This is a genomic window from Cryobacterium sp. PH31-L1, assembly GCF_030063145.1.
Classification (GTDB): domain Bacteria; phylum Actinomycetota; class Actinomycetes; order Actinomycetales; family Microbacteriaceae; genus Cryobacterium.
The window spans coordinates 57,445-76,776 of sequence record NZ_JASISM010000001.1; the positions used below are offsets into that span (position 1 = coordinate 57,445).

Consider the following 19,332-nt stretch of genomic DNA (forward strand, 5'->3'; position numbering starts at 1 on the left):
GTCAAATGGAATCGCAAGAAGAGGGCGCCGTCCAGGCCGAGTACCGCGCGGCGCTGCTAGTGCGGGTGCGCACCGCCATCCGCAATTCCGGACTGGCCCAGCGTGACGTCGCCCGCCATATCGGGCTCGATGAAACCAAGCTCTCCAAGGCGCTCAAGGGCACCAGGCGGTTTCGCCCGGACGAGCTCACCCAGCTCGCCACCGCGGCCGGCGTGAGCGTGAACTGGCTGCTCTCCGGCACCGACGACGGAATGGGAGTATCGGCCATTCCGGCGGCGACCATCCTGCCGACCCGCCACAGCGAAGACAGCGACCACGCTCAGAAACGCCGTACCATCGTCGAGCAGGCGTGGTGGCTGTTCGCTGAGCGCGGCTATTCCTCGGTGCGCATTTCCGATATTGCCGCCGCCAGCGGCACGAGCGACAGCACCGTGCACTACTACTTTCGCACCAAGCGCGAAATCTTCGCCGAAGCGCTGCGCTACTCGGTCAAGCTCGCCTTCGACCGGCAGATCGCCGAATTGCACCTCTATCCCAACCCGGTCGACCGTCTCAAGCGCCTGGCCTTTCTGCAGTTGCCGGCCGGTGTTCGAGGCCGCGCCGAGATGTCGATCTGGCTGCAGATCTGGGCCGAAGCCGCCGTTGACCCGGCCTGGCAGGAGGGACACGCGCAGAGCTATCGCCGCTGGTCGCAGACCGTGCACGACATCATCGTCGACGGCCAGCACAGCGGATGCGTCATCGCGGTCGACGCCGACGAACTCACCCAGCACCTCACCGCGCTTATCGACGGCCTCATCATCAAGGTACTGACCGGCATGCTGACCTCAGATCAGATGTACGAGCAGATCGAAAAATTCATCGACCGCACGGTCGTGACCCCAGCGTCCTGAACAGCCCCACGAAGTACAGCACCACAGAAATGAGCTCCACATGAACAAGAAGGTCATCGTCACCTGCGCCGTCACCGGCGCCGGAGACACCACGGGCAAGAGCGAACACGTTCCGGTCACCCCCGACGAGATCGCAGCGGATGCGGTGGCCGCGGCCCGCGCCGGGGCATCCGTCGTGCACATTCACGTTCGCGACGTCGTGACCAAACAGAGCTCACGCGATGTGGCCCTGTACCGCGAGGTCGTGCGGCTGATCAAGGCGAGCGACGTGGACCCGGTGATCAACCTCACCGCGGGAATGGGCGGCGACCTGGTGCTCGACCCGTCGAACCCCACCCGGCAGCTGCCGGGAACCGACCTGGTCAGCGGCCTCGAGCGGCTTGTCCACGTGGAGGAGCTGCGCCCGGAAATCTGCACCATCGACATGGGCACGCTCAACTTCGGTGAGGGCAGCAACGTCTACATCTCCACGCCCGACATGCTGCGCGAAGGCGCGGCACGCATCCAGGAGCTCGGCGTCAAACCCGAGATGGAAATCTTCGACAGCGGCAACCTCTGGTTCGCCAACGTTCTCGTGGCCGAAGGCCTGATCAGCCCGCCGCCGCTGTACCAGCTGTGCATGGGTATTCCCTACGGCGCCCCGGCCGACCCCGGCCTGCTGCAGGCCATGGTCAACATGCTGCCCGCCGGCGCGAACTTCACCTCGTTCGGGATCGGACGCAACCAGATGCCGTGGGTCGCTCAGTCGGTGCTGCTCGGCGGCCACGTGCGGGTGGGGCTCGAAGACAACCTCTACCTCGCCAAGGGCATCAAGGCCACCAACGTACAACTGACCGAACGGGCCATTGCCATAGTGCACGACCTCGGCAGAAGCGTCGCCACTCCCGACGAAGCCCGCGACATTCTTCAGCTCGACCGAAAGGCATAACCATGACCGATCTGTTCAATAGAGCGGATGCCCGCGCCAGCGTCGCCGACGTGCGCACCATCGCCTGCATCGGCGCCGGAACCATCGGCGCCGGCTGGGCCGCCTACTTTCTCGCCAAGGGCTACCACGTGCGGGTCTGGGACCCGGCTCCGGATGCCGCCCCCAAGGTACGTCAGCTCATCGACGCCGCCTGGCCGGCCCTGACCCAGCTGGGCCTTCACCCCGATGCCTCGCCGGACAACTTCACCGTGCACACCGATATCGCTGAGGCCGTCGACGGCGTGGGTTTCGTGCAGGAAAGCGCCCCAGAGGTGCTGGAACTCAAGAAGAACCTGCTGGCCGACATCGACGCGGCCACCGCCGACGGTGTCGTGATCGCCTCATCCACCTCGGGCTACAGCATGACGGACATGGCCACCCGGGCGGCGAATCCGAGTCGGCTGGTAGTCGGGCATCCATTCAACCCGCCCTACCTGATTCCGCTGGTCGAGGTGGTCGGTGGCGAGAAGACGAGCGCCGCCGCCGTGCAGTGGGCCGCCGACTTCTACGAGTACATCGGCAAGTCCGTCATCAAAATGGACCGCGAGGTGCCCGGCTTCATCGCCAATCGCCTGCAGGAAGCTCTCTGGCGTGAGGCACTGCACATGATCGACAACGGCGAAGCGACTGTCGAGCAAATCGACCGATCGATCACCGACGGCCCCGGACTGCGCTGGCCGATCCACGGCCCGATGACCACCTTCCACCTCGCCGGCGGCCAGGGCGGTATGCGGCACATGCTCGAGCACTTCGGCCCCTCCCTGAAATCGCCGTGGACCCGGCTCGAAGCCCCCGAGCTCACCGACGAGCTGCGTGAGGCCGTCATCGCCGGTGTCGACGACGCCGAGGAGCGCTCGGTCACTGACCTCATCATTGAGCGTGACGCCGCCATCATCGCCGTACGGAACATGATCGACGAGATCAAGGGACGCCGCGCATGAGCGTTCTCGACTCCTATCACTGCACGGTGCAGCCGAACTGGATCGACTACAACGGCCACCTGTCCGAGGCGTATTATGTGCTCGCTTTCGGCTTCGCCACCGACCAGGTGATGGACGGCCTCGGGCTCGACGCGGCCTACCGTTCCTTAAGCGGATGCTCCCTCTATACCGTCGAAGCGCACGTGCGCTATCTGGCCGAAACGGGCGAGGGCGCAGCCCTGACGATCACCACCACGATCGTCGACGCCGGCGCGAAGAAGCTGCACCTCGCGCACGAGATGCGATCGGGCGGCACCCTGCTCGCCACCGAAGAGCTGCTCGCCCTGCACGTCGACTCGGGAACGGGCCGCAGCATACCGTTCCCCAAACCGGTCGCGACCGCGATCATCGACCACCAGCTGCCCGCGGGCGTCATCGCCCCGGACTGGATCGGCCGGGCGGTTTCGCTCTAGCCCCTCGACGACCCACAGCCAACGGTCGTTTCACGTTCTGCAACCGAAAAAGAGTCCCATGTCTACCTCAGCACCATCCCCGCTCGACCCGAATTCGCCGGGTACAGCCCGCTCGGCGCTCGCCGCGGCATCCGGTCAGTTCTTCTCCCGTCGTCATGTTCTCGGCGGCGGCATGGCGATCGGCGTCGGTGCCCTGCTGACCGCCTGTGGCGGCACGGCGGTGGCCCAGCTGCCCGCCCTCACCGGACCGCCCCAGCGCGGCGGTATTCTGCGCGTCGGCCTGGTCGGCGGCGGCGCGGCTGACACCCTCGACGCGCACATCCCGGTCTCCACCACCGACATCGCCCGCGTCGTCAACCTCTACGAGGCGCTGCTCTACCGTGACGAGAACTTCGACCTCAAGCCGCTGCTGGCGCTCTCGGCGACACCGTCATTGGATTCCAAAACCTGGACCGTGCGGCTGCGCCAGGGCGTCACCTTTCACAACGGTCACCTGATGACGAGCCGCGACGTGGCCGCGACCTTCGCCCGCATCATGGACCCGGAGAACCCCAAGTCGGGCGCCTCGAGCCTGACCATTCTCGACGAGGTCGTCGTGCTGGATGACTACCTGCTGGAATTTCGGCTCAACACTCCCACGGCGACCTTCGACGATTCGCTCGGCCAGTACTCGCTCGGAATCGTGCCGAAGGACTACGACCCGCTGCACCCGATCGGTACCGGACCGTTCCGGTACGACTCCTTCACCGCCGGGCGGCGCAGCGTTTTCACCCGCAACGACAACTATTGGCAAGACAACGAGCCGCACCTCGACGAGCTGCGGATTCTCAACTTCAGCGACGACAACGCCCTGATCAACGCGCTCCTGGCCACCCAGGTCGACGCGATCGGCCAGGTTCCGCTGGCCCTGCTCGAGGTGCTCGAAACCGACCCGCGCGTGGATATTCTCAACTCCGAAACCGGCATGTGGCTGCCGTTCACGATGCGCGTCGATCGTGCCCCGTTCGATGACGTGCGAGTGCGCCAAGCCTTTCGGCTGGTCGTCGACCGCGAAGAAATGGTCGAACAGGTGCTCAGCGGCCACGGCACCGTCGGCAACGATATGTACGCGCTGTACGACCCCGGCTACGCCGAGAACCTGCCCCAACGCGTGCAGGACATCGACCGGGCCAAGGAACTGCTCGCCGAGGCGGGTTATCCCGATGGCCTCGACGTGGAACTGGTGACCGCGCCGATCCAGGCCGGTGCCGTCGAAGCGGCCCAGGTCTTCGCCCAGCAGGCCCTCGCCGCCGGCATCAACGTGACCATTCGCCGGGTCGACACCACCACCTTCTTCGGCGACGACTACCTGCAGTGGGATTTCTCGCAGGACTTCTGGTACACCCGCAACTTTCTGCCGCAGGTCGACAACGGCTCGCTGCCCACCTCGCCCTACAACGAGACGCACTGGGACAACCCCCGCTTCATCGAACTGGTCAACGAAGCCAAATCGACCATCGACCCGACCCGGCGAAACGAACTGATTACCGAGGCGCAAACCATCGAATACGAAGAAGGCGGCCACATTATCTGGGGCCATCCCAATCAAGCGGATGCCTACCAACGCTACGTCGGCGGCCTCGTGCCCACTGGCACCGGTCTGCCGCTGTCCGGGTTTGAGTTTCGTCGCGTGTGGATGGGCGGCCAGAACTGATGCTCGGTCTTATTCTTCGCCGGCTGTCGATCAGCGCGGTCATTCTGCTCCTCGTCTCGATGCTCGTCTTCGTGGCGACCCTGCTGCTGCCGGGTGACCCGGCCCAGGCCATGCTCGGCCAGCAGGCCACGCCCGATCGTTTGGAGGCCCTGCGCGAGCAGATGAACCTCAACGATCCGTTTGCCGAGCGTTATCTGCACTGGCTCGGCGGCCTGTTCGTCGGCGACTTCGGTGTGTCGGCGGCGTCCGGCGGATCGGTGGCCGAACTCCTCGGCGATCGTATTGCCGCCTCGCTCGTGCTCATGGCCCTAGCCGCCGCGATCAGCATCCCGGTCGGCATCCTGGTCGGAACCTACAGCGCCATGCGCCGCGGCAAGGCCGGCGATCACGCCGCCACCGGCATCTCCCTCGTGCTGGCCGCCCTGCCCGACTTCGTGATCGGCATCGCACTGGTGACCCTGTTCTCCACTACCGTCTTCACCGTGCTCCCATCTGTGACGATGGCGCCGCCCGGGGAACAGGTCTGGGACTATCCGAGCCAGCTGATTCTGCCGGTGCTGACCCTCGTGCTCGTCGTCATGCCGTACATCATTCGCATGATGCGCACCACGATGATCGAGGTGCTCGACTCCGGCTACGTCGAAATGGCCCGGCTCAAGGGTGTTCCCGAACGCCAGGTCATCTGGCGTCATGCCCTGCCGCACGCCATCGCACCGGTCGCCCAGGTTGTGGCGATCCAGCTGGCCTGGCTCGCCGGCGGCATCGTCGTCGTCGAATTCCTGTTCCGCTATCCGGGCGTGGGGCAGGCCCTCGTCGACGCCGTGACCAACCGGGACGTGCAGGTCGTGCAGGCCCTCGCCATGCTGATCGCTGCCGTCTACGTCGTGGTCAACCTGCTCGCCGACATTGTCGGCATTGTGACCAATCCCAAACTGCGCACGGGAGGAACCCGATGACCACGATCGATACACATTCAGAACCAGTCACCGATACCCCGCCCGGCCTGATGCGCCGCATCATCCGTCAGCGCCAGGCCAAAATCGGCCTCGTGCTCACCGGAATCGTCGTGTTGGTCGCCATCGTCGGGCCGCTGCTCCTGCCCTGGCTCACCGGGTACACCAGCACCGAATTCGCCGGTCGTCCCTTTCAGCCCGGCGGCATGTTCGGCACAGATAATCTCGGCCGCGACATTCTCAGTCGCTTCCTCGACGGCGGACTGACGCTGCTGGTCTACGCCGCCCTCGCCACCGCGCTCGGCATGCTGCTCGGCACCGTCGCCGGCATGCTCGCCGCCTACCAGGGCGGCACGCTCGACAGCATCATCATGCGCGGCAACGATGTGCTGCTGGCCCTGCCGCAGCTGGTCTTCGCCCTGCTCGCCATCACCGTACTCGGCCCGCAGGGCTGGGTGGTCGTGCTGGTCATCGGCATCACCCACGCGCCGCGGATCGCCCGAGTGACGCGCGCGGCGGCATCCGCTGTGATCACCGAAGATTTCATTCGAGCCTCGGAAATGTATGCGGTACCGCGCTGGAAGATTCTGCTGAAAGACGTGCTGCCCAACATCACCGGGCCGCTGATGGTCGAACTCGGCCTGCGCATGACCTATTCGATCGCCGCGATCGCATCGCTGTCCTTCCTCGGCCTGGGCATGCAGCCGCCGACCGCGGACTGGGGCCTGATGATCAACGAGAACCGCATCGCGCTGACCCTGCAACCGTGGGGTGTCATTCTGCCGGTGCTGGCCATCGCCATTCTGACCGTCGGCAGCAACCTGATCACCGACGCCGTGGCCCGCGCCTCGGCCACCGTGGAGGAAAGCAAATGAGCACACTGATCGAAGCCTCGACCGACCTGGCCCTGCGGGCGAACGACCTGCGTGTGGCCACCACCCTCGGCCAGGAAATTCTGCACGGGGTCTCGTTCACCCTGCAGCGGGGACGGATGCTGGCCCTCGTCGGTGAATCCGGCTCCGGCAAGACCACGGCCGGGCTCGCCTGCCTCGGCTACTTTCGCACCGGACTCGAGCACACCGGCGGCACCATCGAGCTGTCCGACGGTACCGACCTGCTGGCGTTGACGGATGCCGGGCGGCGCGGATTGCGCGGCGGCTCCATCTCCTATGTTCCGCAGGATCCGGCTCTGTCGCTGAACCCGGCGATGCGAATCGGCACCCAGATCATGGAGGTGCTGCGCGTACACGGCTACGGCGCATCAGAGGCGGAGCGCCGGGAGCGGCTGGCCGACGTGCTCACGGATGTCGGGCTGCCGAACGATGCCGCCTATCAGCGGCGCTGGCCGCACGAGCTCTCCGGGGGGCAGCAGCAGCGCGTCGGCATCGCCATGGCATTCGCGTTTCGGCCCGAAGTGATGGTGATGGACGAACCCACCACCGGGCTGGACGTCACCACGCAGGCGCTCGTGCTGCAGACCATTCACCAGCTCGTCACCGCCCATAACGTGGCCGGGCTGTACATCACGCACGACCTCGCCGTGGTGTCGGAGGTGGCCGATGAGGTCGCCGTCATGCTCTCCGGCCGCATCGTGGAGCAGGGTCCGAGCGACCGGGTTTTGCACGACCCGGTGCACTCCTACACCCGCAAGCTGCTGAACGCCGTGCCCGACCTCGCCGGGCGCCACCACATCGGCGAGGTCGAGGCCGTGACCGGGGCCCTGCCGATCATCAGCCGGGAGCGCGCGGCATCCGCTCGCGTGGCAACGCCCGAAGTTGCCGGAACGCTCCTATCGGTCAGGGATCTGCGACTGTCCTACGGCAAGAACCCCGTGCTCAACGGCATTGACCTCGAGCTCGGCCGGGGCGAATCGCTCATGCTGCTCGGGGAATCCGGTTCGGGCAAGACCACCGCTGCCCGCTGCATCGCCGGACTGAACGGCAACTTCACCGGCACGGTCAGCCTTGCCGGACAGACGCTGGCACCCGGAACCCGGCAGCGCAGCGCCGAGGAACGTCACCGCATTCAGTACGTATTTCAGTCCCCCCTGTCGTCGCTCAACCCGCGCCGCACCATCGGCGAATCGGTCGAGGTGCCCCTGCACATGTCAGGATCGTTCAACCGCAAGCAGCGTCGCGCCCTCGTTCTGGAGGCGCTCGACCAGGTACAGCTCGCCGCCTCGTTCATCGACCGGCGGCCCGGACAGCTCAGCGGCGGTGAGCGGCAGCGCGCCGCCATCGCGCGCGCCCTGGTCAACGCCCCGTCAGTGCTGGTCTGCGACGAGGTGACGAGTGCACTCGACGTGTCAGTGCAGGCCTCGATCATCGACCTGCTTCGCACCCTGCAGGTGGAAACCGGCATGGCGATGGTGTTCGTCACCCACAACATCGCGCTGGCTCGCCACATCTCGCAGCGTCTGGCCGTGCTGCACGCCGGCCGCATCGTCGACCTCGGTACCACCGACGCGGTGCTGGAGAACCCGCAGCACAGCTACACCCGGGAGTTGCTGACCCACGTTCCGACGCTGTAACCGTGTCTATTCAGGCGCACAACGACGGGGATCTGCCGGGTTTCAACCGGCTGGTCTCCGTGTTCGCCGAGCAGGTCGACCGAGCGCACGGAGGACAGGCGTTCTGTGTGTATCGGAACGGGCATCCGCTCGTGCGGCTGTACGGCGGCAGCGTCGAGCAGCGCGCCGAGACGACAGATTCTGTGGCGACCGGTTGGGGGCCGGACACGCTGGCCGTCATGTTCTCGGGCACCAAGGGCGTCGTAGCCACCGTGGCGGCGCTGCTGGTCGACCGCGGGCTGCTCGACGTGCGTCGCCCGGTGGCGCACTACTGGCCCGAATTCGCTGCCGCCGGCAAGGGCGACGTGACTGTGGCGCAGGTGCTCAGCCACACCGTGGGGCTGGTTTACGTCGACCCGGAACCGGCGGGGGAGTTTGCCGACCTCGACAATGCCGCCAACGCGGCCGTGCTCGCCGCGCAGACTCCGCTGTGGCAACCCGGCACCCGGGTCGCCTATCACGCCATCACGTACGGATACCTGATGAACGAGATCTTTTTGCGCGTGACCGGCCGGAGCGCCGGTGAACTCATCGACGAACTGATCGGCGGGGCGCTGGGGCTCGACATCTACCTGGGCTTGCCACTTCGACTGGAATCACGCGTGACCCCGATGTTCCGGGACGAGGGCTATGCCATCAGCACCCATCTGACCGACCCGGTGCGACGCAAAATCGTCGAGCGGATGTACGCCCAGACCCTGCTGGGAACGTCGCTTCGCGCAAACACCCTCGAACTGCATCGGGCCGAGCTGGCAGCCGGCGGCGGCATCGCGACGGCCGACGGGATGGCCGCGCTGTACTCGCGCCTCGCCGAGGGATCGCTCGTGTCACCGGTCGCGCTGGCTGAAGCCACCCGAACCTGGTCTGAGGGTATCGACGCCGTCAATGACCGGCCGCTCCGGTTCGGACTCGGCTTTGAACTGGCCGACCCCCTCGGCAGCTACGGGCCAGAGATTTCGGCTTTCGGGCATTCCGGAGCGGGCGGCAGCCTGAACGGTGCCTGGCCGGAACATGACCTCGGCTTCTCCTTTCTGACCAACGAAATGCTCGCCGAGAACCACGACAGTCGGGTGAAAGATCTGCTCGCGGTGCTGCACGGCCTGCTCTGAAATCGGGCTCGCACGGGGCACGCATCCGCAAGCGGTAGCCTGAAGTTGTCAGCAATGAAGAGGAGTGATTATGCAGGTCATCGTGAACACCGACAGCAACGTCGACGGCACCGAGCGGGTTGCCGGAGCACTGGAAACCATCGTCGAAGAGTCCCTCGCGCGCTACGGCGAACGCCTCACCCGGGTTGAGGTTCACCTCTCCGATGGCAGCGCCGGCCGCAGCAGCACCGACGACATCAAGTGCACCCTCGAAGCTCGCCCGGCCGGCGGAACCCCGGTCGTCGTCACCGAAAACGCCAACGCCGTCGAGGAAGCCCTCACCGGCGCCCTGCACAAGATGAAGAGCCTGCTCGAGACCCACTTCGGCAAGCTGGATGCCCGTAACGGCAACCTGCCGATGGGTGAGGTCGTCTAACTCGCTTCGCTCTCGTGGCGCGTGTTTGAGACGGTGGCCCCTGTTCAAACCAGGGCGAACCTCCCAAACACGTGCCACGAGCCGGTTCAACCACAGGGTCAGAAGAGAGTGTCGCCGATGTAGCCGCCAGCGGCACAGCCCGGCGGAATGGCGAAGACGGCAGAACCGATCGGTGTGATCCACACGTTCAGCAGGTCGAGGGCGTCGATGCGGCGCTGAATGGGCACGAACTGGGCGTCGACATTTGCTTGAAAAGAGACGAAAAGCAGGCCGGAGTTCGACACGCTGCCGCCCGTAGGCGCGTCGTCGTAGTTGTAGCCCCGGCGCAGGATGCGTTCGTCGGGGTTCTCGCTGCGGGCCCGCCGCAGGTGCGAGAACTCCGGGATCACCAGAAAACCGATCGCGGTCTTCGCTGCAAAATCTGGGGCATCCGTTTCGTTGGTGCCGGACAGCGGCGCGCCGTTGCTCAAAGCGCGACCAACGGATGCCTCCCGCCCTGACCGATCGAGCTTGTCCCACTTGTCGAGGTCCATGGCAATGCGCCGCAGCACGAAGCCGGTGCCGCCGAGCATCCAGCCGGGGTTGTCGGCGGCGCCCCAGACCAGCCGCTCGAAGTCGGGCGTGCCGGGCACGAAATTGACAGTGCCGTCGACCTGACCGAACAGGTTGCGCATGGTCGTGCCGGGCTTCACCGACCCCGGTGCTCGGCGAAAGCCGGTCTGCACCCAGCGCACGGTGCCGAACGAGCGACTGTCTTTCAGCAGCATGCGGGTGGCGTGGGCGACGGTGAGGGCGTCGTCGGCGGCAATCTGCAGCAGCAGGTCTCCGTCGCCCCAGGCTGGGTCGAGCCGGTCGACTCCGAAGGCCGGCAGGGGGCGGAGCCAGGTCGGCGCGGTGCCGCCGGCCGCAGCGACCAGGCCAGGGCCGAAGCCGAACGTCACGGTGAGCCGGGCCGGCGCGACGGCCAGCTCCGGCTCCGAGTCGGCCAACGCCGCCTCACCCTGGCTGAGCCGGGCCGCGTCGCTCGTGAGAACCTTCATGAGCCGCCGCAGGGTCGCAGCATCGGTCGTCGGGGCCAGGTCGAGCGCGATGATGGTGGCGTTGCTCTGCGGCACGGTGTCGATACCCGCCTGGTGCGCGCCGTAGAACGGCACGGTCTGAGCGCCGTTGAGCGGCTGACCCACGACCTGCGGGCGCGCATTCGTCGCCAATTCGATGCCGACCGCGCCGACCGCGCCGATTCCGGCCGCGGCACCTCCCAACAGGAGGTGACGCCGGCTGAGACGACGACCAGGCTGATCGACCAACATTATTTGTCGTAGCTCTCGTTTGCGCCCGAGTAGTCCTTGGCCGGGGCGGTGAACTCCACCGTCGACCCGTCGGACAGGGTGAGTGTGAAGGTGTTCTCGGCGCCCGCGACGATCGGCTCGGTGAGCCCCATGAGCATGAGGTGGTTGGCGCCGGGCGCGAGCTCGTAGGTGCCGTTCGCCGGAACGATGAAGCCGCCCTCTTTCTGCTGCATCACCATGGCGCCGGTGTCGTCGGCGACGGTCTCGTGCAGCTCGATCATGGTCGCGGCCGTTGATTCGGCCGAGACCACGTTGATGTCGGTGTCGCTGACATTCACGAGTGTGCCGAACGCGGCGCTCATTCCGGTCTCGGCACTCTTGACCCAGGGGTCGGTGATGGTGAGGCTCGCGGCCGCGGTCGCCGTGCTGGTCGCTGCGGTGTGGGGGGCTGCGGTGTCGGTCGTGGCCGCGCAACCGGTCAGGGCAAGCAGGCCCAGGGCGGCAACGATGAGAAGGCGGGGTGTGGTGGAGGTCATGAGTGTGTCGTTTCTGTAGTGGGGGGATTGGTGCGTTGTCGAGCGGATTCTGCGCGGCGCGTCAGCGCCACAACGCCGAGAAAGAGGCCGAGGCCGACGAAGGCACCGATGAGCGCGGTGACGCCGATCGGGAGCCCGCCGCCGGTGCTGTCGGCAGTGTTGGTGGTGACCACGGTCGGATCGGTCGGGGTGGTGATAACGGGAGCGGCGGCATCCGTAGTCGGTGTGGTCACCGCTCTGGCGTCGCCAACTCTGAAGTCGAAGGTGCCGGAGATGGGATGCCCGTCGGCCGAGACCACCCGCCAACGCACCTGGTAGGCGCCGTCGGGCAGGGCGGGGTCAACGGCCAGGGTGGCCGTCGGCCCGTCGAGGGCGGCTTCGCCCTCACCCCAATCGGTGCCCGCTGAATCAACGACGAGCATGATCGCGCCGAGCTGCATGATGTTGTCGGTGAACCGCATCGACACCGTGGCCGGGGCCAGGTCGACGTGTTCGGTGTCGGACGGCACGGTGCCGGCCACCGAATCGTGCGCGCTCGAGGCCGGTGCAACGCCGCCGATCGCGAACGCTGCGGCGAGCGTGAGGACCCCGAGTCCGGCGAGGAGCCGGTTTCGGGCATGGGAAGAGAGCATGCGGTACCTCCGAGGAGTTCGCGAGAAGATGGGGTGCGTCGTGGCACTTGTGTGGGCTCGGGGCACTGGGTCAAACCCGTGCCGACTTCTCAAACGAGCGCCCCGAGCGGATGCGACCGCTAACGTGCCGCGAGCGAGGCGCGGCGTGAGGGCTTAGAAGGCGGCGAGCGCGCGCGGCGGGCCGCGGTGTCGCATCGGCGACAGCAACACGGCCAGGTCGATTGGTTCGATCACGCGGTGCAGCGCGGCGCGCAGTCGAGCAACGCGAAGCGGAACGAGCACCAGCCCGAGCGCAATGACCACGGTCACGAGCGCGGTGCGCGCCAGCTCGACCAGCGCCCAGAAGGTGCGCTCGCCGCGGCGCAGCGCGACGATCGTCAGAACAGCCGCCAGAGTGTGGGCGGCCCACATCCAGCCATCAGCGGCCATGGCCGGGGCAGCGGATGCCGCGCCTACGACCACGGTTGTCGAACCGTGATGTCCGGCCACCGTCATGGTGCCGGCGGTACCGCCGAGGCCGAACATAACGTGAAGGAGAACCTGACTCAGGGCCACTGAGAGGCTGAGCTTGGTCGAAGAGAGTTTTTTGCCGGCGAGCGCAATGCTGAGCATGGAGGCGAAGGCCAGGGCCAGAGCAATGCTGACCGGGGCGGGCACGTGGCCGCCGGCGGCCACGTGCGAGAGCGCTGCGACGAGTACGGCGACGAAAGCGGTCACCCAGCCCCGAGCGAACCTCGCCCATCTCGTTGCCATGTCATCACCCGACGTTGTCATGCCACATCCGGAATGTGGCTGAGCCTTCAGGGTAGCGGATGCCGGAGCAAGGCTCGTTCCTCGTCAAGGACGGCGGGTTGACGGTCGCAGGCGGCAGGGCAAATGGTAACGTCGCCTAGGTAGAGCAATTGGTTCCACGCTGCCCGCCACTCCTGCAAGGAAATCGCTCATGCCCCACAGCCTGAATCTTTCGAAGAATCTTCCGCGCACATTGACCGGGCTGTCCAGCGAGATACTGCAGCACCTGCAGCAACTCGCCCGCACGCCCTCGCTGCTGGTGGCCTGCAACTACGGTGGCACGCTGTCGCACCACGTCGCCTCCGACGTGCCGTCGGTGCTGCTGGCCGAGTCAGCGACCGCCCTGCGCGCCCTCGCCGCCCTGCCCAACACCCACACCGCCGTTATGTCCGGCCGGCCCCTGCGCGACCTCGCCGCGGATTCCCGCCTGCCCCGCGAAGTGCACCTGGTCGGATCGAACGGCGGCGAATTCGACTCCGAATTTTTCGACGCCCACGAGCCCTCCGACGAGTCGCAGGACTCCGGCGTTGCCCTCGATCGCCTGCGCACCCGCCTCGGCGTCAGCGCCGCCTTCTTCGCCGGCGATGCGGCGAGCGACGAAATGGCCATGAACACCCTGCACGGCCCCGACCTCGGCATTCGCATCGGCGACGACGAATCCGTGGCCGCGCACCGCATCAGCGGCCCCGAAAAGCTCGCCCAGATTCTGGCCCTGCTGTTCGAACTGCGCAAGGACTGGCTGTTCGGCCAGCACGTCGTGGCCATCGAACGCCACTCCATGCTCGGCGACGGCACCTCAACCGCCCTCGTCACGCCGGAAGCGCGCATCTGCTGGATGACGCATCCGCTGCCCGATTCCGGCTCGCTGTTCGCAAGCATCCTCGGCAGCGAAGAGGCCGGACACTTCTCGATCGAGCCGGTCAAGAAGAGCCGTGTGCTCGGCCAGCGCTACGTCGACAACACCATGGTCGTCGAAACCCGCTGGGCCGACGTGACCGTCACCGACTACATCGAGCCCTCGCCGCTCGGCATCACCAACCTCGTGCGCAAGCTCACCGGCACCGGTCTCGCCCGCATCGTCTTCGCGCCGCGCCCCGACTACGCCGTCGCCTACTTCAACATGCACGCCGCCGACGGTGCGGTGACCATCACCGGCACGCCAGACCCGATCGTGCTGACGGCCGCCGGCGTCGACTTCACCGTCATGAGCGACGGCCGCAACGAGACGGCCACCGCCGTCGTCGACCTGTCGCAGGGTGCCATCATGCTCAACCTGCGCTGCGGCGACACCGAGCCCTACACGGCGGATCCCGCTGGCGAGGCCGCCCGTCGCGGCGCGGTCATGAATGACTCGCGTTCCTGGGTGAATTCACTGTCTCTGCCGAGCGTGAAGCCCTCGCTCGTGGGCCGGTCGGCCCTCGTGCTGCGGGCCCTCTGTTACGAACCGACCGGCGCAGTGCTCGCCGCGTCGACGACCTCGCTGCCCGAGGGTATCGGTGGCACCCGCAATTGGGACTACCGCTACTGCTGGCTGCGTGACGGCTCGATGACCGTGAAAGCGCTCGTCGACCTGGGGTCGACCGATGAGGCCGACGGGTTTTTGCGCTGGCTGGCGGCGGTCGTGGCGGACAGTCCCGGCGCGCAGTGGCTGCATCCGCTTTATTCGGTCACCGGCTCGTCGCTGTCGACCGAGGCGAGCCTCGAGTCGCTGCCCGGCTACGCTGGTTCGCGCCCGGTGCGCATCGGGAACGCCGCCGACAACCAGGTGCAGATCGACGTGTTCGGACCGGTCGCCGAGCTCATCGACACCCTCAGTGCCCGACAGGGAACTCTTTCGGACTTTCAGTGGCATCTGCTGACCGAGATGGTCGACGCCGTCACCAGTCGCTGGCAGGAACCCGACCACGGCATCTGGGAGGCCCGGCGCTCGCCGCGGCACCACACCTACACGAAGACGATGTGCTGGGTGACCGTTGACCGGGCCATCCGCACCGCCGTTCGGCACGGCAGAGACGTCGGGGCGGGCTGGGTGGAACTGGCCGCGACGATTCGCGACGAAGTACTGCGCGAAGGCTGGAGTGAGGAAGCCCAGTCGTACACCGTCGCCTACGACAGCCCCGACTTGGATGCCGCCGTGCTGCACATCGGCCTGTCCGGCCTGCTCGACGTCACCGACGAGCGTTTTCAACTGACGGTGAGCGCCGTGGAGCGCGAGCTGCGCGTTGGACCGACGGTGTTCCGCTACCGCTATGACGACGGACTGCCCGGACTCGAGGGCGGCTTTCACATCTGCACGACCTGGCTGATCGAGGCCTACGTGCTCACCGGGCGCATCGACGAGGCGGAAGCTCTGTTCAACCAGCTGATCGCCCTGGCCGGCCCCACCGGGCTGCTTTCCGAAGAATTCGACCCGGCCACCGAAACGCACCTCGGCAACCACCCGCAGGCCTACTCCCACCTCGGCTTCATCCGCTGCGCACAGCTGCTCGACGAGTACCGCGGGCGCTGAAAAAGTTCGGCTGACTCGCGGTTTTCCGCGAGTCAGCCGTGAAAATGTTGCCCGTCTCGGACACCTGTCCGAAAAGTGTTAGTATCGTCGGATGACTCCGCTGGCTGCCCCCGCCCCGCAGGCGGCAGTGCAGCCAAACGTGCAGCCAAACGTGCAGCCAAACGTGCAACCCGACGAGTCAAAGCACGACCCGCGCGCTGAACGCACCCGGCAGCTCATTCTCACGGCGATCCACACGCTGATCGCCCAACCGGCGGCATCCGTTTCGGTGGCCGAGATTGTGCGTCTGGCCGGGATCAGCCGCAGCTCCTTCTACGCGCATTTCGCCAGTCTCGACGTGCTCGCCGCTGAACTGCTGCAGGCGCAGTTCGCGGACATCGGCTCGGCCGGACTTGATCTGCCGCGGCCGCGCACCGGCGAGAACGCTTCACGTATCGGCTATGCCCGACTTGTCGCTCACATGGTCGAGAACTTTCCGCTGTACGCGAGCGTGCTCGAACTGCCGTTGACCCGCAGCGCGCACGACCAGATCATCGAGGCCTACGCCACCCGCATGCTCGAGTCGGTGCTCGTTTTTGACGACGCCGTCAACGCCGAACTGGTCACGACCTATGTCGCTGGCGGAGCGCTCACTCTGATCGGCGCCTGGATGCGCGGTCACCTCGACGTCTCCGACGACGAACTCGTCGACCAGCTGGTGGCCCTGCTGCCCGGCTGGCTGCTCGATGAGCCAGCTCAACACCAAACCTCAAGCGCAACGCCCGTTCGCGTTGCATCAACCACACAACACTGAAGGCGCATTCTATGAAGATTGAAATCGGCGAAACCCTGGTCTACCCGCACCACGGAGCGGTCACCATCACGGCCCTCGCGACCCGCACCATCAAGGGCGTCGAGAAGCAGTTCATGACCCTCAACGTGCACACCAGCGCGCTGACCATTCAGCTGCCGGTCGACAACGTCGAGCTGGTCGGCGTGCGCGACGTCATCGACGCCGCCGGCGTCAGCGCCGTCTACGAAATTCTGCAGAACGCCTTCACCGAGGAGCCGGGCAACTGGTCACGTCGGTATAAGGCCAACCAGGAGAAGATGGCCAGCGGCAGCGTGTACCGGGTCAGCGAGGTCGTTCGCGACCTGTGGCGTCGCGACCAGGACAAGGGTGTCTCCGCCGGCGAAAAGCGGATGCTTGAAAAGGCACGCCAGATCCTCGTCTCCGAACTCGCTCTGGCCCAGGGCCTGACCGACCAGGAAGCCGGCGACCTGCTGCTCATCGAGATTCAGAACTACGTTGTCAGCGACGAGCCCGTCGAGGTCGCCGTCTAGCCTGTAGTTCCACGGGCGCGCTCACGCGGCGCGGGAGTTGAGCCGCTGCATGGGAGTCTCGTTCGCCTCCCGCGCCGCGTATCCGCTTGACTGCGCCCGATCTGGGTGGGCGCTGCGGTAACCCGGTCGTAGCACCCACATAGATCGGGCGCGATCGTGCGCCAGGCGCTAGACCAGCGCGGCGCAGAGCAGCAGTGCTGGCCAGGAGGCGACGAGCACAGCGGCCAGATAGACCAGGTTGCGCCGGGTGAGCGTGATGCTGTCGATGCCGTACCGCGCGCTGAGCAGCATGGTCAGTCCGGTGACCGGACCGACCGCGGTCGAGACTCCCCAGCCGATGCACGCGGCCAGCACGAACAAAGTGGGGTCGGGCGACAGAGGTTGCACGAGCGCCGCGACGATCGCGACCGAGACCACCGGGTGGACCCCCACGATCGCGCACAGAATCATCGCGAGCATCATGGCCCAGGCAACGGGAACGGTGAACTCGGTCACCGGCAGCTGCAGGTCGAACAGGGGAAACAGCATCCGCAGGCCGACTGCGAGCACACCGGCGGAGGCGAACAGCGTGACCTCACCGCGCAACTGCGGCAGGTCGTGCCGGGCATGCCTGGCCAGCGCGCGCAGGGCACCACGACCGTTCATGATCAGCAGGCCGATCAGGGTGACGCCGAGGCCGGCAAGCAGCACGATCCGCGGCACCGGAACCGTGGGAACCAGCTGGTGCGCCAGCACCACCAGGGCCACGAGCGCGAGCGGCACGCGAATGAGCTCCCAGCTCAGCGTGTAGCCGGTGTACGCGGGCAGTTCGCGGCCCCAGAGCTGAAAGATATCCCAGACGCTCAGGCCGATGGTGACGAGCGCGAGGGCCAACCCCACGAGCACCAGCACGAGGGAATTCGCGCCGGGAACGAGAGTGGTCGCTGCTGCGGCGGCCGCCCAGAACGGCGACCAGTACGCGGCGGTCGAGTAGGCCCGGGAGATCAGCGCCGCATCGGCGAGCCGCAAGCTGGACCGACCGCGCAGGTGGTCACCGACAATTCCGACGGCACCGATGTTGATGATCGCCCCGAGCGCGTGTGTGGCCAGGGCGGTGCGCACTACGGCAAGGCGGCCGTGCAGCCGGGTGCGTGTGATCGGGGAGGTCGGGGTGACCAGCCGCAGAAACGACACCGCCGAGAGCATGCCGATCAGGTCCTGGTTGACCAGAAACAGGTCGCGGCCCACGATCTGCGCGCCCAGAATCAGACCGACCACAACGGATGCGATCCCCACACCGATCAGCACCCCCGCAATGATTCGCTGGGTGCGGTTGACCAGCGTCAGCCCCACCGCCGCGGCAGCGATGGTGAACCCGCCGGCGACGAGTGTCGCATCGGGCAGCGCCACCGAGAGCCCAACGGTCAGGATGATGCCGCTGAGGAGCAGCGCGTAGAGCAGTCGCACTCATATCCCCTGAATCGTTGCCCGTGTCCCCGGTTGGACACGTCCTCCTATCCAACCAGTCTCTACACGCGTCGTGATTCGGTGGTGATAGCGGTATATACGAACCATAACAGGGGTATATCATGTGGCGCACATGCTCGTTAGTGTACAGATCAGCGACCCACTCAGGGTTGTATCGACGCCTTCTCTGCGCCGGTCTCCGTCGTCATAGTGCCCACCGCAGCCTCCGACCATGGGCGGGTTCTTTCTGAAAGAGGTTCCACATGAGTGTGTGCGGTCCGGGCATTCCATCGACCATGATCGGGCAACCGGATGCCGACGCCCGCCCCGCCAGCCAGGGCTCGCGCTATGCCCAGCCTCTGCGCGAGGTCACCCCGGTGATACGCCGTACGGGGCTGGTGATCCTACTCGCGCTCGGAGCCACCCTGGGCACGCCGGCGTTCGCCATGGAGACGCCGGAGGGAACCACCACAACAGTGACGATCACCGAGCAGTATCCGCGCCAGGCGCGGGTGGGGCTCCGGATGGGTTTCACTATCAGTCTGGACGTCGTCGAGCCCACCGGTACTATCGAGGTTTACAGGGGCGCCACCTTGTTGGCGAAGACCGACGCCCGAGAACGGGCGTGGATCTCCGTGCCCACAGGCAACCTCCTTCCCGGCTGCGTCCCCTTGCGATTCGTCTATGTATCGACCGGTGAATTCGAGGGGGCGGAGGCGACCATCAGCGTCGAGATGCACATGGCATCCACTCGCCATCACGGCCAGGCCTCGGTTGAACGCCGGAGTTTGCCTGCGTGATGAAGTTGAATGG

19 protein-coding genes are annotated in these 19,332 nt (G+C 66.4%); 14 read left to right on the forward strand and 5 right to left on the reverse strand.

Annotation, left to right across the window (positions count from 1 at the left end):
- Window positions 1–5 precede the first annotated feature (5 nt).
- From QMF22_RS00320 to QMF22_RS00365, 10 genes are all read left to right on the forward strand, one after another.
- Window positions 6–893: a TetR/AcrR family transcriptional regulator gene (locus tag QMF22_RS00320; protein ID WP_283449129.1), complete on the forward strand. Its 888-nt coding sequence runs from the start codon at window positions 6–8 to the stop codon at window positions 891–893.
- Window positions 894–933: 40 nt separating this feature from the next.
- Window positions 934–1,821 carry a beta-keto acid cleavage family enzyme gene (locus QMF22_RS00325; RefSeq protein ID WP_283449131.1) on the forward strand — a complete coding sequence of 296 codons (888 nt, stop codon included), beginning with the start codon at window positions 934–936 and terminating at the stop codon, window positions 1,819–1,821.
- Between the two features lie 2 nt (window positions 1,822–1,823).
- Entirely contained in the window at window positions 1,824–2,801 is a 978-nt protein-coding gene (locus tag QMF22_RS00330) for a 3-hydroxyacyl-CoA dehydrogenase NAD-binding domain-containing protein (RefSeq protein WP_283449133.1), read from the forward strand.
- A complete protein-coding gene (locus QMF22_RS00335) occupies window positions 2,798–3,253 on the forward strand; it encodes a thioesterase family protein (RefSeq protein WP_283449135.1) in 456 nt (151 codons plus the stop codon). The genes QMF22_RS00330 and QMF22_RS00335 overlap by 4 nt, the downstream gene beginning before the upstream one ends.
- Before the next feature lie 58 nt (window positions 3,254–3,311).
- Window positions 3,312–4,946: an ABC transporter substrate-binding protein gene (locus tag QMF22_RS00340; protein ID WP_349357058.1), complete on the forward strand. Its 1,635-nt coding sequence runs from the start codon at window positions 3,312–3,314 to the stop codon at window positions 4,944–4,946.
- Window positions 4,946–5,902: an ABC transporter permease gene (locus QMF22_RS00345; RefSeq protein ID WP_283449137.1), complete on the forward strand. Its 957-nt coding sequence runs from the start codon at window positions 4,946–4,948 to the stop codon at window positions 5,900–5,902. Before QMF22_RS00340 ends, QMF22_RS00345 begins: the two co-directional genes overlap by 1 nt.
- Window positions 5,899–6,774 carry an ABC transporter permease gene (locus QMF22_RS00350; protein WP_283449139.1) on the forward strand — a complete coding sequence of 292 codons (876 nt, stop codon included), beginning with the start codon at window positions 5,899–5,901 and terminating at the stop codon, window positions 6,772–6,774. Before QMF22_RS00345 ends, QMF22_RS00350 begins: the two co-directional genes overlap by 4 nt.
- Window positions 6,771–8,429 (forward strand): dipeptide ABC transporter ATP-binding protein, encoded by a 1,659-nt coding sequence (locus QMF22_RS00355; protein WP_283449141.1) that lies wholly within the window; start codon window positions 6,771–6,773, stop codon window positions 8,427–8,429. The genes QMF22_RS00350 and QMF22_RS00355 overlap by 4 nt, the downstream gene beginning before the upstream one ends.
- 2 nt (window positions 8,430–8,431) lie before the next feature.
- Entirely contained in the window at window positions 8,432–9,577 is a 1,146-nt protein-coding gene (locus QMF22_RS00360; protein WP_283449143.1) for a serine hydrolase domain-containing protein, read from the forward strand.
- 70 nt (window positions 9,578–9,647) lie between these two features.
- Entirely contained in the window at window positions 9,648–9,992 is a 345-nt protein-coding gene (locus tag QMF22_RS00365; RefSeq protein WP_283449145.1) for an HPF/RaiA family ribosome-associated protein, read from the forward strand.
- Between the two features lie 98 nt (window positions 9,993–10,090).
- Here the strand turns inward: QMF22_RS00365 and QMF22_RS00370 are convergent, their stop codons facing one another.
- From QMF22_RS00370 to QMF22_RS00385, 4 genes are all read right to left on the reverse strand, one after another.
- Complete coding sequence (locus QMF22_RS00370) at window positions 10,091–11,302, reverse strand: Dyp-type peroxidase (RefSeq protein WP_283449147.1); 1,212 nt, start codon at window positions 11,300–11,302, stop codon at window positions 10,091–10,093.
- Complete coding sequence (locus tag QMF22_RS00375; RefSeq protein ID WP_283449149.1) at window positions 11,302–11,817, reverse strand: copper chaperone PCu(A)C; 516 nt, start codon at window positions 11,815–11,817, stop codon at window positions 11,302–11,304. The genes QMF22_RS00370 and QMF22_RS00375 overlap by 1 nt, the downstream gene beginning before the upstream one ends.
- Window positions 11,814–12,449, reverse strand: coding sequence for a copper resistance CopC family protein (locus tag QMF22_RS00380; RefSeq protein ID WP_283449151.1), 636 nt, complete (start codon window positions 12,447–12,449; stop codon window positions 11,814–11,816). Before QMF22_RS00380 ends, QMF22_RS00375 begins: the two co-directional genes overlap by 4 nt.
- 153 nt (window positions 12,450–12,602) lie before the next feature.
- Window positions 12,603–13,202 carry a hypothetical protein gene (locus QMF22_RS00385; protein ID WP_283449153.1) on the reverse strand — a complete coding sequence of 200 codons (600 nt, stop codon included), beginning with the start codon at window positions 13,200–13,202 and terminating at the stop codon, window positions 12,603–12,605.
- 190 nt (window positions 13,203–13,392) lie between these two features.
- Between QMF22_RS00385 and QMF22_RS00390 the strand changes: the two genes are divergently transcribed.
- The 3 genes from QMF22_RS00390 to QMF22_RS00400 all read left to right on the forward strand — a co-directional run bounded on the left by QMF22_RS00390 (window position 13,393) and on the right by QMF22_RS00400 (window position 17,073).
- Window positions 13,393–15,750 (forward strand): trehalase-like domain-containing protein, encoded by a 2,358-nt coding sequence (locus QMF22_RS00390; RefSeq protein ID WP_283449155.1) that lies wholly within the window; start codon window positions 13,393–13,395, stop codon window positions 15,748–15,750.
- Window positions 15,751–15,841: 91 nt separating this feature from the next.
- Window positions 15,842–16,543 carry a TetR/AcrR family transcriptional regulator gene (locus QMF22_RS00395; protein WP_283449157.1) on the forward strand — a complete coding sequence of 234 codons (702 nt, stop codon included), beginning with the start codon at window positions 15,842–15,844 and terminating at the stop codon, window positions 16,541–16,543.
- An 11-nt stretch (window positions 16,544–16,554) separates the two neighbouring features.
- Window positions 16,555–17,073, forward strand: a complete 519-nt coding sequence (locus QMF22_RS00400) for a CarD family transcriptional regulator (protein WP_092107039.1) — start codon at window positions 16,555–16,557, stop codon at window positions 17,071–17,073.
- Window positions 17,074–17,241: 168 nt separating this feature from the next.
- Here QMF22_RS00400 and QMF22_RS00405 read toward each other — a convergent pair whose 3' ends face one another.
- A complete protein-coding gene (locus tag QMF22_RS00405; protein WP_283449167.1) occupies window positions 17,242–18,519 on the reverse strand; it encodes a hypothetical protein in 1,278 nt (425 codons plus the stop codon).
- Window positions 18,520–18,782: 263 nt separating this feature from the next.
- On the opposite strand from QMF22_RS00405, the gene QMF22_RS00410 reads away from it, so the two are divergent.
- Window positions 18,783–19,319, forward strand: a complete 537-nt coding sequence (locus QMF22_RS00410; RefSeq protein WP_283449169.1) for a hypothetical protein — start codon at window positions 18,783–18,785, stop codon at window positions 19,317–19,319.
- The last annotated feature ends 13 nt before the right edge of the window (window positions 19,320–19,332 follow it).